The 9,953-nt window shown below is 64.3% G+C and carries 22 protein-coding genes; all 22 read right to left on the reverse strand.

All coding sequences use genetic code 11. The features are described 5' to 3' along the window. Nucleotides 1–15 precede the first annotated feature (15 nt). Nucleotides 16–453 (reverse strand): 50S ribosomal protein L15, encoded by a 438-nt coding sequence (gene rplO / locus WB794_RS11435; RefSeq protein WP_337335984.1) that lies wholly within the window; start codon nucleotides 451–453, stop codon nucleotides 16–18. A gap of 18 nt (nucleotides 454–471) precedes the next feature. Beyond that, a complete protein-coding gene (gene rpmD, locus WB794_RS11440; RefSeq protein ID WP_337335985.1) occupies nucleotides 472–660 on the reverse strand; it encodes a 50S ribosomal protein L30 in 189 nt (62 codons plus the stop codon). Next, entirely contained in the window at nucleotides 653–1,159 is a 507-nt protein-coding gene (rpsE, locus tag WB794_RS11445) for a 30S ribosomal protein S5 (RefSeq protein ID WP_337335986.1), read from the reverse strand. Before rpsE ends, rpmD begins: the two co-directional genes overlap by 8 nt. A gap of 134 nt (nucleotides 1,160–1,293) precedes the next feature. Next, nucleotides 1,294–1,647, reverse strand: a complete 354-nt coding sequence (gene rplR / locus WB794_RS11450; RefSeq protein WP_337335987.1) for a 50S ribosomal protein L18 — start codon at nucleotides 1,645–1,647, stop codon at nucleotides 1,294–1,296. An 83-nt stretch (nucleotides 1,648–1,730) separates the two neighbouring features. Continuing rightward, the gene (gene rplF, locus WB794_RS11455) at nucleotides 1,731–2,258 is read right to left on the reverse strand and encodes a 50S ribosomal protein L6 (protein WP_337335988.1); all 528 of its coding nucleotides are present in this window, start codon (nucleotides 2,256–2,258) and stop codon (nucleotides 1,731–1,733) included. A 15-nt stretch (nucleotides 2,259–2,273) separates the two neighbouring features. Then, nucleotides 2,274–2,669 (reverse strand): 30S ribosomal protein S8, encoded by a 396-nt coding sequence (gene rpsH, locus WB794_RS11460; RefSeq protein ID WP_337335989.1) that lies wholly within the window; start codon nucleotides 2,667–2,669, stop codon nucleotides 2,274–2,276. 123 nt (nucleotides 2,670–2,792) lie between these two features. Beyond that, entirely contained in the window at nucleotides 2,793–3,098 is a 306-nt protein-coding gene (rpsN, locus tag WB794_RS11465) for a 30S ribosomal protein S14 (RefSeq protein WP_337335990.1), read from the reverse strand. 15 nt (nucleotides 3,099–3,113) lie between these two features. After that, the gene (rplE, locus tag WB794_RS11470) at nucleotides 3,114–3,653 is read right to left on the reverse strand and encodes a 50S ribosomal protein L5 (RefSeq protein ID WP_337335991.1); all 540 of its coding nucleotides are present in this window, start codon (nucleotides 3,651–3,653) and stop codon (nucleotides 3,114–3,116) included. An 11-nt stretch (nucleotides 3,654–3,664) separates the two neighbouring features. After that, complete coding sequence (rplX, locus tag WB794_RS11475; RefSeq protein ID WP_337335992.1) at nucleotides 3,665–3,979, reverse strand: 50S ribosomal protein L24; 315 nt, start codon at nucleotides 3,977–3,979, stop codon at nucleotides 3,665–3,667. Between the two features lie 20 nt (nucleotides 3,980–3,999). After that, a complete protein-coding gene (rplN, locus tag WB794_RS11480) occupies nucleotides 4,000–4,368 on the reverse strand; it encodes a 50S ribosomal protein L14 (RefSeq protein WP_337335993.1) in 369 nt (122 codons plus the stop codon). Between the two features lie 18 nt (nucleotides 4,369–4,386). After that, nucleotides 4,387–4,650: a 30S ribosomal protein S17 gene (rpsQ, locus tag WB794_RS11485; protein ID WP_337335994.1), complete on the reverse strand. Its 264-nt coding sequence runs from the start codon at nucleotides 4,648–4,650 to the stop codon at nucleotides 4,387–4,389. A gap of 10 nt (nucleotides 4,651–4,660) precedes the next feature. Then, entirely contained in the window at nucleotides 4,661–4,846 is a 186-nt protein-coding gene (gene rpmC / locus WB794_RS11490) for a 50S ribosomal protein L29 (protein WP_337335995.1), read from the reverse strand. Then, a complete protein-coding gene (gene rplP, locus WB794_RS11495; protein ID WP_337335996.1) occupies nucleotides 4,846–5,259 on the reverse strand; it encodes a 50S ribosomal protein L16 in 414 nt (137 codons plus the stop codon). The genes rpmC and rplP overlap by 1 nt, the downstream gene beginning before the upstream one ends. A gap of 11 nt (nucleotides 5,260–5,270) precedes the next feature. Next, complete coding sequence (gene rpsC, locus WB794_RS11500; protein WP_337335997.1) at nucleotides 5,271–5,972, reverse strand: 30S ribosomal protein S3; 702 nt, start codon at nucleotides 5,970–5,972, stop codon at nucleotides 5,271–5,273. Between the two features lie 18 nt (nucleotides 5,973–5,990). Beyond that, on the reverse strand, nucleotides 5,991–6,326 hold the full coding sequence (rplV, locus tag WB794_RS11505) for a 50S ribosomal protein L22 (protein WP_337335998.1): 336 nt from the start codon (nucleotides 6,324–6,326) through the stop codon (nucleotides 5,991–5,993). An 11-nt stretch (nucleotides 6,327–6,337) separates the two neighbouring features. Continuing rightward, entirely contained in the window at nucleotides 6,338–6,610 is a 273-nt protein-coding gene (gene rpsS, locus WB794_RS11510; RefSeq protein WP_337335999.1) for a 30S ribosomal protein S19, read from the reverse strand. A 12-nt stretch (nucleotides 6,611–6,622) separates the two neighbouring features. Next, on the reverse strand, nucleotides 6,623–7,444 hold the full coding sequence (rplB, locus tag WB794_RS11515) for a 50S ribosomal protein L2 (RefSeq protein WP_337336000.1): 822 nt from the start codon (nucleotides 7,442–7,444) through the stop codon (nucleotides 6,623–6,625). A gap of 11 nt (nucleotides 7,445–7,455) precedes the next feature. Further along, complete coding sequence (gene rplW, locus WB794_RS11520; protein WP_337336001.1) at nucleotides 7,456–7,752, reverse strand: 50S ribosomal protein L23; 297 nt, start codon at nucleotides 7,750–7,752, stop codon at nucleotides 7,456–7,458. After that, on the reverse strand, nucleotides 7,749–8,351 hold the full coding sequence (gene rplD, locus WB794_RS11525) for a 50S ribosomal protein L4 (RefSeq protein ID WP_337336002.1): 603 nt from the start codon (nucleotides 8,349–8,351) through the stop codon (nucleotides 7,749–7,751). The genes rplW and rplD overlap by 4 nt, the downstream gene beginning before the upstream one ends. Nucleotides 8,352–8,362: 11 nt before the next feature. Beyond that, a complete protein-coding gene (gene rplC, locus WB794_RS11530; RefSeq protein ID WP_337336003.1) occupies nucleotides 8,363–8,995 on the reverse strand; it encodes a 50S ribosomal protein L3 in 633 nt (210 codons plus the stop codon). Between the two features lie 10 nt (nucleotides 8,996–9,005). Beyond that, nucleotides 9,006–9,317, reverse strand: a complete 312-nt coding sequence (rpsJ, locus tag WB794_RS11535) for a 30S ribosomal protein S10 (RefSeq protein ID WP_183962309.1) — start codon at nucleotides 9,315–9,317, stop codon at nucleotides 9,006–9,008. A 72-nt stretch (nucleotides 9,318–9,389) separates the two neighbouring features. Then, the coding region (locus WB794_RS11540; RefSeq protein ID WP_337336004.1) for an EF-Tu C-terminal domain-related protein at nucleotides 9,390–9,953 on the reverse strand (564 nt) is incomplete at its 5' end.

The raw sequence follows: 9,953 nt of genomic DNA on the forward strand, positions 1-9,953 counted from the left end.
GCCTGGGACAAGGGTTTACTCCTCGACGCTGCCGCCGGCAGCTTCAATGGCCGCGCGTGCGCCGGCCGTCACGGCGATGCCCTTGAGCACGACCTTGCGGTCGATCTCGCCTTTCTTCACGATCTTGGCGTACTTGGCCGTCGAAGGCACCAGCTTGGCGGCGCGCAGCACGGCCAAGTCGACCACGTCGGCGTCGATCATGGCCAGCTTGTACAGCAGCACTTCGGCCGTATCGGCCTTGATGCGCGAACGAAAGCCGACCTTGGGCAGACGGCGCTGCAGCGGCATCTGGCCGCCTTCGAAACCGGCCTTGATCTTGCCCTTGCCGGTACGTGCGTAGGAACCCTTGTGGCCACGGCCGGCGGTCTTGCCGAGCCCGGAGCCGATGCCACGACCAACGCGCACGCGCTCCTTGCGGGCACCGTCGGCAGGCTTGAGTGTATTGAGCTGCATGATCCGATCTCCCTTGGATTACTCTTCGACGCGGACCAGGTAGCACACCTGGTTGATGAGGCCGCGCACCGACGGGTTGTCCGGCAGTTCGCGCACGTCGTTGAGCTTGTTGAGGCCCAGCGCCTTCACCGACAGGCGATGGCGATGCTGGGTGCCGCGCAGGCCCTTGACCAGGCGCACCTTGATGGTCTTGGCGTTCTCAGCCATGGTTCAGCTCCTCCACCTTCTTGCCGCGCTTGGCGGCAACCTGGGCCGGCGACTGCACGACCGTGAGGCCCTTGATCGTGGCGCGCACCAGGTTGATCGGATTGCGCGAACCCACGGCCTTGGCGAGGATGTTCTTGACGCCCGCGGCTTCCAGCACGGCGCGCATGGCACCACCGGCAATCACGCCGGTGCCTTCGGACGCCGGCTGCATGAACACACGCGCCGCACCGTGGTTGGCCTTGACCGGATACCAGATCGTGCCGTTGTTGAGTTCGACGTCGACGAGCGCACGGCGGGCGTGCTCCATCGACTTCTGGATGGCCACCGGCACTTCACGCGCCTTGCCATAGCCGAAACCCACCTTGCCGGCACCGTCACCGACCACCGTCAGTGCGGTGAAGGTGAACTGGCGGCCGCCCTTGACGGTCTTGGAGACGCGGTTGACAGCAACCAGCTTCTCCAGCATCCCGTCGTCGTTGTCGCGATCGTTCATGCTCATTGCCTTGGAGGCTCCTGAAAATTACGGCCTGCGGCCGCTTGTAGTTGTGGTGTGGTGCGTGAATGGAGAATGGAGAATCGTCAATCAGGATTTCGGCGAGCCTCAGGCTCCGTGCCATTCCCGAATCCCGGCTCTCAGAACTGCAGCCCCGCCTCGCGCGCCGCGTCGGCGAGCGCCTTGATGCGGCCGTGGAAGCGGAAGCCGGAGCGGTCGAACGCGACCGACTCGACCCCTGCCGCCTTGGCGCGCTCGGCGATGGTGCGGCCGACGCGTGCCGCAGCGTCCTTGTTCTTGCAGTTGGACAGGCCATCGCGCACGGCCGTTTCCACGGTGGATGCAGACGCGAGCACGCGCGAACCGTCCGAAGTGAAGACCTGGGCATACAGGTGCTGGCCGGTGCGCATGACCGACAGGCGCACCGCGCCGAGCTTGCGGATATGCGAACGCGTCGACTTGGCGCGGCGCAGACGAGCGGAATTCTTGTTCATGACAAATCCTGATGGAGCTGAAGGAAGTGGGTTCCGATCCGGTCGCGCCGCCTGGAAAGCAACGCGACCAGCAGGAAAAGCACTCAGGCCTTCTTGGCTTCCTTGATGAGAATCTTTTCGCCGGCATAACGCACGCCCTTGCCCTTGTAGGGCTCGGGCGGACGAACCGCACGGATCTTGGCGGCGATTTCGCCCACCTGCTGCTTGTCGGCACCCTTGACCCGGACTTCCGTCTGGGTCGGCACTTCCAGCGTGATGCCCTCCGGCGGGTTGAACACGACCGGATGGGAGAATCCGAGCGACAGGCTCAGGTCCTTGCCCTGCATCGCGGCGCGATATCCCACGCCGACCAGTTCGAGCTTGCGCTCGAAGCCTTCGCTCACGCCGGTCACCATGTTCGAGATCAGGGTCCGGATCGTGCCGGCAAGCGCGACGCGGTCCGGGCCGGCCGGAACCATGGTCAGCACGCCCTGGTCGAGCGAGACGTCAACACCCTGCGGCTGCGGGAGGCTGAGGGATCCCTTCGGACCCTTGACCGTGAACTGGCCATCGGCATTCTTGAACTCGACGCCCTTGGGCAGCGCCACCGGCTTTTTTGCAATACGGGACATCTGGACGTCCTCCGATCAGGCGACCAGGCAGATGACTTCACCACCCACGCCCGCATCGCGCGCCTGGTGGTCCGTCATGATGCCCTTGGACGTGGAGATGATGGCGATCCCGAGCCCACCCAATACCTTGGGGAGATCGTTCTTGCCGCGATAGGCGCGCAGGCTGGAACGCGAGACGCGCTGCAGGCGCTCGATCACCGGCTTGCCCTGGAAGTACTTGAGCGCCAGCTCCAGCTCGGGCTTGGCTTCCGGGCTGAGGACGCGCACGTCAAGGATGTAGCCCTCGTTCTTGAGGACGTTCGCGATCGCGACCTTGACCTTGGATGACGGCATCTTCACCGTCTGCTTGCCGACCGCCAGTGCGTTCTTGATGCGCACCAGCATGTCGGCGATGGGATCAGTCATGCTCATTGTTAAGTTGCCTTTGAGTGCACCGATATCCGGGGGATACGGGATTTGGGATTGGAATCAGGGATTAGTCGGAGCGGGGCGGCGTACCGAATCCCCGCTCCCGGATCCCGAATCCCGGCCTTCTTACCAGGAAGCCTTGCGCAGGCCGGGAACGTCGCCGCGCATGGTGGCTTCGCGCAGCTTGTTGCGGCCCAGGCCGAACTTGCGGTAAACGCCACGCGGGCGACCGGTCAGCTCGCAGCGGTTGCGCTGGCGGGAAGGCGATGCGTCGCGCGGCTGCTTCTGCAGCTTGGCCTGCGCGTCCATCTTCTCCTCGTACGAGGCGGTCGGGCTGGAGATGATCTTCTTGAGCTCGACGCGCTGAGCGGCGAACTTCTTGGCCAGCTTCTCGCGCTTGATCTCGCGATTCACCATGCAGGTCTTGGACATTGCGATTTCCTGGAATCAGTTGCGGAACGGGAAGCCGTAGGCCTCGAGCAGCGCCTTGGCTTCTTCGTCGGTACGGGCGGTGGTGCTGATCGCGATATCCATGCCGCGGATCGCATCGATCTGGTCGAAGTCGATCTCGGGGAAGATGATCTGCTCCTTGATTCCCATATTGTAATTGCCCCGGCCGTCGAACGCACGTCCCGGCACGCCACGGAAGTCGCGCACCCGCGGCAGCGAGATGTTGACCAGGCGATCGAAGAACTCGTACATGCGATCACGGCGCAGCGTGACCTTGCATCCGATCGGCCAGCCGTCGCGGATCTTGAACGAGGCGACCGACACACGGGCCTTGGTCACGATCGGCTTCTGGCCCGCGATCTTGGCCATGTCGGCCACCGCGTTCTCCAGCACCTTCTTGTTGCCCACGGCCTCGCCCACGCCCATGTTCAGCGTGATCTTGGACAGGCGCGGCACCTGCATGACGTTCTTGTAACCGAAGCGCTGCATCAGCTTCGGAACGATGTCTTCCTTGTAGATCTTCTCAAGCCGGTTCATTGCAACATTCCTCAGGCGTCGACCGCCTCGTTGCTCGAGCGGAACACCCTGATGCGGCGTCCATCCTCAAGCGTCTGGATGCCAACGCGCTCGCCCTTGCCCGTGCGGGCGTTGAAGAGCTGGACGTTGGAGATATGGATCGAGCTCTCGCGCTCGATGATGCCACCCGGCTGGTTGGCCTGCGGGTTGGGCTTGGTGTGGCGCTTGACCAGGTTGACGTTGGAAACGTAGACCCGGTCGCCTGCCACGCGCAGCACGTCGCCGCGCTGACCCTTGCTCTTGCCCGTGATGACGACGACGTGGTCGCCCTTGCGAATGCGATTCATGACAATTCCTCGTCTGTGCCTTACAGCACTTCCGGCGCCAGCGAGACGATCTTCATGAACTTCTCGCCGCGCAGCTCGCGCGTGACTGGTCCGAAGATGCGCGTGCCGATCGGCTCGTGCTTGTTGTTGAGCAGCACGGCAGCGTTGCCGTCGAAGCGGATCAGCGAGCCATCGGGACGGCGCACGCCCTTGCGGGTGCGCACGACGACGGCGTCATAGACCTCGCCCTTCTTCACCTTGCCACGCGGGATGGCGTCCTTGACGCTGACCTTGATGATGTCGCCGATGGCGGCGTAACGGCGCTTGGAACCGCCGAGCACCTTGATGCACATCAGCTCCTTGGCACCGGAGTTGTCAGCCGCATCGAGGAAGGATTGCATCTGGATCATGACTGTTTCCTCCCGTGGTCAGACCGCAGCGCGCGTGACGATTTCGACCACGCGCCAGGTCTTGGTCTTGGACATCGGACGGGTCTCCACCAGGCGCACGATGTCGCCCTCCTGGCAGCTGCCATCCTCGTCGTGTGCGTGCAGCTTGGTGCTGCGCTTGATGTACTTGCCGTAGAGCGCGTGCTTGACCTGGCGCTCGACCAGGACCGTCACGGTCTTCTGCATCTTGTTGCTGACGACGCGGCCTTCGACCGTGCGTTGAATCGGATTGGTCTCGCTCATGTCGGCCGCCTCACTTGGTTCCGCCCAGAAGGGTCTTGATGCGCGCGATTTCGCGCCGGACCTTCCGGACCTCATGGGTCTGGGTCAGCTGACCCGAACCCTTCTGCATGCGCAGGTTGAACTGTTCCCGGCGCAGGTCGAGCAACTGGGCGGAAAGATCCGCAGGGGACTTGCCCCGCAATTCCTTGATACTCATTAGCGCACCGTCCTGGTCACAAAGGTGGTCTGCACCGAGAGCTTGGCGGCCGCAAGGCGGAACGCCTCCCGGGCCTCGACCTCGGGCACGCCCTCGATTTCATAGAGCATGCGACCGGGCTGGATCGGCGCGACCCAGAACTCGACGGGGCCCTTGCCCTTGCCCATTCGCACTTCGATGGGCTTCTTGGTGATCGGCTTGTCCGGGAACACGCGGATCCACAGTTTGCCGCCGCGCTTGACGTAGCGGCTGATCGTGCGGCGCGCGGCCTCGATCTGGCGTGCGGTCAGGGCACCACGGGTGGTGGCCTTGAGGCCGAATTCGCCGAAGCTGACGGCCGAGCCGTTCCAGCTCAGTCCTTCATTGCGGCCTTTGAAGACCTTGCGGTATTTGGTTCGCTTGGGTTGCAACATGGCTCAGTCCCTCATCGGCCCGATCGCGGGGCGCGTTCGCCACGCTCCGGACGATCGTCCGTCTTTTCCTGGGGCACCTGGGTGTAGTCGAACACCTCGCCCTTGTAGATCCACACCTTGATGCCGATGATTCCGTAGGTGGTGGACGCCTCGGCAAAGCCGTAGTCGATGTCGGCGCGCAGCGTGTGCAGCGGTACGCGGCCCTCGCGGTACCACTCCGAACGCGCGATCTCGGCACCGTTCAGACGACCCGACACGTTGACCTTGATGCCCAGGGCACCCAGGCGCATCGCGTTGCCGACCGCACGCTTCATGGCGCGGCGGAACAGGATGCGACGCTCGAGCTGCTGGGCGATCGACTCGGCCACCAGCTGCGCGTCCATCTCCGGCTTGCGCACCTCGGTCACGTTGATGTGCGCCGGAACGCCCATCATGTCCGAGACTTCCTTGCGCAGCTTCTCGATGTCCTCGCCTTTCTTGCCGATCACCACGCCCGGACGGGCGGTGTGGATCGTGACGCGCGCCGTCTTGGCGGGACGCTCGATCTGGATGCGGCTGATGCCGGCCTGGGCCAGCTTCTTGCGCAGGAGTTCGCGCACCTTGAGATCGGCCGCCAGATACTCGGCGTACTCGCGCTTGTTGGCGAACCACTTGGAATTCCAGTCCTTGGCGATGCCAAGGCGAATTCCGGTCGGATGAACTTTATGACCCATGGGGATTCCTGCGTCCGGTTACTTGGCCGTACCAACGACCACGGTGATGTGGCTGGTGCGCTTGAGGATGCGCGCGCCACGGCCCTTGGCGCGGGCGCGGAAACGCTTGAGCGTCGCGCCCTCGTCCACGAAGATGCGGGTGACCTTCAGTTCGTCCACGTCCGCGCCGTCGTTGTTCTCGGCATTGGACACGGCCGACAGGAGAACCTTGCGCACGACGTGTGCGGCCTTCTTGTCGCTGAACTGCAGCAGGTCGCTGGCCCGGCCCACGGGCAGGCCGCGGACCTGGTCCGCCACGAGGCGCACCTTCTGTGCGGAGATGCGCGCACCGCGCAGGATGGCTTGAGTTTCCATCGTCATGCTCCTCACTTGGACTTCTTGTCGCCGCCGTGTCCCTTGAACGTGCGGGTCACCGCGAACTCGCCGAGCTTGTGCCCGACCATGTTCTCGTTGACCAGCACGGGGATGTGCAGCTTGCCGTTGTGAACCGCGATGGTGATGCCAACCATCTCGGGCAGAACCATCGAACGACGCGACCAGGTCTTGATCGGGCGCTTGCTGTTGGTGGCCATCGCCGCCTCGACCTTCTTGAGCAGGTGGAGATCGACGAACGGGCCTTTCTTGAGTGAACGTGCCATGGCCTGATCCTGTTACTTGCGACGACGCACGATGAAGTGCTCGGTGCGCTTGTTGTTACGAGTCTTGTAGCCCTTGGTCGGCGTACCCCACGGCGAAACCGGGTGACGGCCGCCGGAAGTACGGCCCTCACCACCGCCGTGCGGATGGTCGACCGGGTTCATCACCACGCCGCGAACGGTCGGGCGGATGCCCAGCCAGCGCTTGGCACCGGCCTTGCCGATCTTGCGCAGGCTGTGCTCGCTGTTGCCGACCTCGCCGATGGTGGCGCGACAGTCGGCGGGAACCTTGCGCATTTCGCCCGAACGCAGACGCAGCGTGGCGTAGCCCTGTTCACGCGCGACCAGCTGTGCGGAGGCACCGGCCGAACGCGCCAGCTGGGCCTTCTTGCCCGGGCGCATCTCGATGCAGTGCACGGTCGCACCGACCGGGATGTTGCGCAGCGGCAGGGTGTTGCCGGTCTTGATCGGCGCGTCCTTGCCGGCCATGAGCTGGTCGCCCACCGCGATGCCCTTGGGCGCGATGATGTAGCGGCGCTCGCCGTCGGCGTAGCACAGCAGGGCGATGTGCGCGGTGCGGTTGGGATCGTATTCGATCCGCTCCACCCGCGCCGGGATGCCTTCCTTGTCACGCTTGAAGTCGACGATGCGATAGTGCTGCTTGTGCCCGCCGCCACGGTGACGCGTGGTGATGCGGCCGGCGTTGTTGCGGCCGCCCGTGCGCGACTGCTTTTCCAGCAGCGGCGCGTGCGGTGCACCCTTGTGCAGTTCGGGAGTGGAGACGCTTACCTTGCCGCGACGGCCAGGAGAGGTCGGCTTGTGTTTGATCAATGCCATGGCTTGCTACCTCAGGGCTTGGCCATCACGTCAATCGACTGGCCCTGGGCCAGCTTGACGTACGCCTTGCGCCAGTCGCCACGGCGACCTGCGCGGAATCGGAAGGTCTTGCGCTTGCCCTTCACGGTCAGAAGGTTGACATCCTCAACCTTGACTTCGAACAGCGTTTCGACCGCTGCCTTCACGTCGGCCTTGGTCGCCTCCCGCGAAACCTCGAACACGTACTGGTTCGACTGTTCCTGCAGGCGCGCGGCCTTCTCGGAAACGTGCGGCATACGCAGCACGCCCAGAATCTTTTCGCTGCTCATGCCAGCCACTCCTCGATCTTCTTGAGCGCATCGACCGTGATGACGACCGACCTGGCACCGACCAGGACCACCGGATCGAGCCCCTGCACGTCGCGCACTTCCACATAGGGAAGATTGCGTGCCGCCAGGTACAGCGCCTCGTTCGCGTCCTCGGTGACGATCAGCGGACGGTTGACGTCCAGCTCGCCGAGCTTGGCGACCAGGGCGCGGGTCTTGGGTTCATCGACCGTGATCGACTGCACCACCTTGACCCGATCCTGGCGCAGCAGCTCGGAAAGGATCGAGCTCATCGCACCGCGGTACATCTTGCGGTTGACCTTCTGCGCGAAGCTGCGCGGCTCGGCCGCGAAGGCGCGTCCACCGCCGACGAAGATCGGCGCGCGATAGTCACCGTGGCGAGCACCGCCGCCCTTCTGCTTCTTGAACTTCTTGGTGGTACCGGAAAGCTCAGAGCGCGAGAGCTGCGCCTTGGTTCCGGCCCGACCGGCGTTGCGATACGCCACGACGACCTGGTGCACGAGATCCTCGCGGAATTCGCGCCCGAAGATCGCCTCGGATACCGCCAGCTTTTCGCCGCTACCGACGACTGCGAGTTCCATGTTCTCTCTCCTTAACCTTTCGCCGCCGGGCGCACGATCACGTTGCCGCCAGGGGCACCGGGGATCGCGCCGCGAATCGCAATCAGGCCACGCTCCGCATCCACCCTCATCACCTGGAGGTTCTGGGTGGTCTGCGTTTCCGCGCCCATGTGACCGGCCATCTTCTTGCCGGGATAGACGCGACCCGGGGTCTGGCGCTGGCCCAGCGAGCCGGGCGAGCGGTGCGACAGCGAGTTGCCGTGCGTCGCGTCGCCCATCGAGAAGTTCCAGCGCTTGATCGTGCCCTGGAAGCCCTTGCCCTTGGTGGTGCCCTGCACGTCCACGATCTGCCCGACGGCGAAGATGTCGGCGCGGATCTCGCCACCCACTTCATAACCGTCCAGCGCCGCGACGCGGAACTCCCACAGCCCGCGACCCGCCTCGACCTTCGCCTTGGCGTAGTGCCCGGCGAGCGGCTTGGTGACGAGTGCGGCGCGTTTTTCGCCAGCGGTGACCTGCACGGCCTGGTAGCCGTCAGCGTCCTGCGTCTTGATCTGGACGATGCGGTTGGGCGTCGCCTCGATCAGGGTGACCGGAACGGACTCGCCGTTCTCGGTGAAGATTCGACTCATGCCGCACTTGCGGCCAACAATCCCGATGCTCATGGTGCCTGCCTCAGTACAGCTTGATCTGAACGTCGACGCCGGCCGCGAGCTCGAGCTTCATCAAGGCGTCCACGGTCTTGTCGTTCGGATCGACGATGTCGAGCACGCGCTTGTGCGTGCGGGTTTCATACTGGTCTCGCGCGTCCTTGTCGACGTGCGGCGACACCAGGATGGTGTAGCGCTCAATCTTGGTCGGCAGCGGGATCGGGCCGCGCACCTGCGCGCCGGTCCGCTTGGCCGTCTCGACGATCTCGCTCGCGGAACGGTCGATCAAACGATGATCGAACGCCTTGAGCCGAATCCGAATCTTCTGGTCCGCCATGGCCTTTCCTTGAATACCTTAAAAGAACGTCGGGGACGGGAGCGTGTGTCCCGCCCCCCGTTGCCTGTCTGATTACTTGATGACCTTCGACACCACGCCGGCACCGACGGTGCGGCCGCCTTCGCGGATCGCGAAGCGCAGGCCTTCATCCATCGCGATCGGCGCGATCAGCGTCACGTTCATCTTCACGTTGTCGCCGGGCATCACCATCTCCACGCCTTCCGGCAGTTGCACCGCGCCCGTCACGTCCGTCGTGCGGAAGTAGAACTGCGGGCGGTAGCCGCGAAGGAACGGCGTGTGGCGGCCGCCCTCGTCCTTGCTCAGAACGTAAACCTCCGCCTCGAACTCCGTGTGCGGGGTGATCGAGCCCGGCTTCGCCAGCACCTGCCCACGCTCCACGTCGTCACGCTTGGTGCCGCGAAGCAGAAGACCGGCATTGTCGCCCGCCTGGCCCTGATCCAGCAACTTGCGGAACATCTCCACGCCCGTCACCGTCGTCTTGACCGTCGGACGGATGCCCACGATCTCCACTTCCTCGCCCACCTTGATCACGCCGCGTTCGATACGCCCGGTCACCACCGTGCCGCGGCCCGAAATCGAGAACACGTCCTCAACCGGCATCAGGAAGGTCTTGTC

Origin of the sequence: Denitratimonas tolerans, assembly GCF_037203605.1 — a bacterium.
Classification (GTDB): Bacteria; Pseudomonadota; Gammaproteobacteria; order Xanthomonadales; family Xanthomonadaceae; genus Denitratimonas; species Denitratimonas tolerans.

Excerpts from the sequence above, each read along its gene's own strand:
- rplO (WP_337335984.1), bottom strand. The coding sequence starts at position 453 with ATGCAGCTCAATACACTCAAGCCTGCCGACGGTGCCCGCAAGGAGCGC.
- rplF (WP_337335988.1), bottom strand. The coding sequence starts at position 2,258 with ATGTCCCGTATTGCAAAAAAGCCGGTGGCGCTGCCCAAGGGCGTCGAG.
- rpsS (WP_337335999.1), bottom strand. The coding sequence starts at position 6,610 with ATGGCACGTTCACTCAAGAAAGGCCCGTTCGTCGATCTCCACCTGCTC.
- rplV (WP_337335998.1), bottom strand. The coding sequence starts at position 6,326 with ATGGAAACTCAAGCCATCCTGCGCGGTGCGCGCATCTCCGCACAGAAG.
- rpsJ (WP_183962309.1), bottom strand. The coding sequence starts at position 9,317 with ATGGCGGACCAGAAGATTCGGATTCGGCTCAAGGCGTTCGATCATCGT.
- rplN (WP_337335993.1), bottom strand. The coding sequence starts at position 4,368 with ATGATCCAGATGCAATCCTTCCTCGATGCGGCTGACAACTCCGGTGCC.
- rplC (WP_337336003.1), bottom strand. The coding sequence starts at position 8,995 with ATGAGCATCGGGATTGTTGGCCGCAAGTGCGGCATGAGTCGAATCTTC.
- rpsE (WP_337335986.1), bottom strand. The coding sequence starts at position 1,159 with ATGAGCATGAACGATCGCGACAACGACGACGGGATGCTGGAGAAGCTG.
- rpsC (WP_337335997.1), bottom strand. The coding sequence starts at position 5,972 with ATGGGTCATAAAGTTCATCCGACCGGAATTCGCCTTGGCATCGCCAAG.
- rplE (WP_337335991.1), bottom strand. The coding sequence starts at position 3,653 with ATGAACCGGCTTGAGAAGATCTACAAGGAAGACATCGTTCCGAAGCTG.
- rpsH (WP_337335989.1), bottom strand. The coding sequence starts at position 2,669 with ATGAGCATGACTGATCCCATCGCCGACATGCTGGTGCGCATCAAGAAC.
- rplX (WP_337335992.1), bottom strand. The coding sequence starts at position 3,979 with ATGAATCGCATTCGCAAGGGCGACCACGTCGTCGTCATCACGGGCAAG.
- rpsN (WP_337335990.1), bottom strand. The coding sequence starts at position 3,098 with ATGTCCAAGACCTGCATGGTGAATCGCGAGATCAAGCGCGAGAAGCTG.
- rplD (WP_337336002.1), bottom strand. The coding sequence starts at position 8,351 with ATGGAACTCGCAGTCGTCGGTAGCGGCGAAAAGCTGGCGGTATCCGAG.
- rpmC (WP_337335995.1), bottom strand. The coding sequence starts at position 4,846 with ATGAGTATCAAGGAATTGCGGGGCAAGTCCCCTGCGGATCTTTCCGCC.
- rpsQ (WP_337335994.1), bottom strand. The coding sequence starts at position 4,650 with ATGAGCGAGACCAATCCGATTCAACGCACGGTCGAAGGCCGCGTCGTC.
- rpmD (WP_337335985.1), bottom strand. The coding sequence starts at position 660 with ATGGCTGAGAACGCCAAGACCATCAAGGTGCGCCTGGTCAAGGGCCTG.
- rplW (WP_337336001.1), bottom strand. The coding sequence starts at position 7,752 with ATGAGCAGCGAAAAGATTCTGGGCGTGCTGCGTATGCCGCACGTTTCC.
- rplP (WP_337335996.1), bottom strand. The coding sequence starts at position 5,259 with ATGTTGCAACCCAAGCGAACCAAATACCGCAAGGTCTTCAAAGGCCGC.
- rplR (WP_337335987.1), bottom strand. The coding sequence starts at position 1,647 with ATGAACAAGAATTCCGCTCGTCTGCGCCGCGCCAAGTCGACGCGTTCG.
- rplB (WP_337336000.1), bottom strand. The coding sequence starts at position 7,444 with ATGGCATTGATCAAACACAAGCCGACCTCTCCTGGCCGTCGCGGCAAG.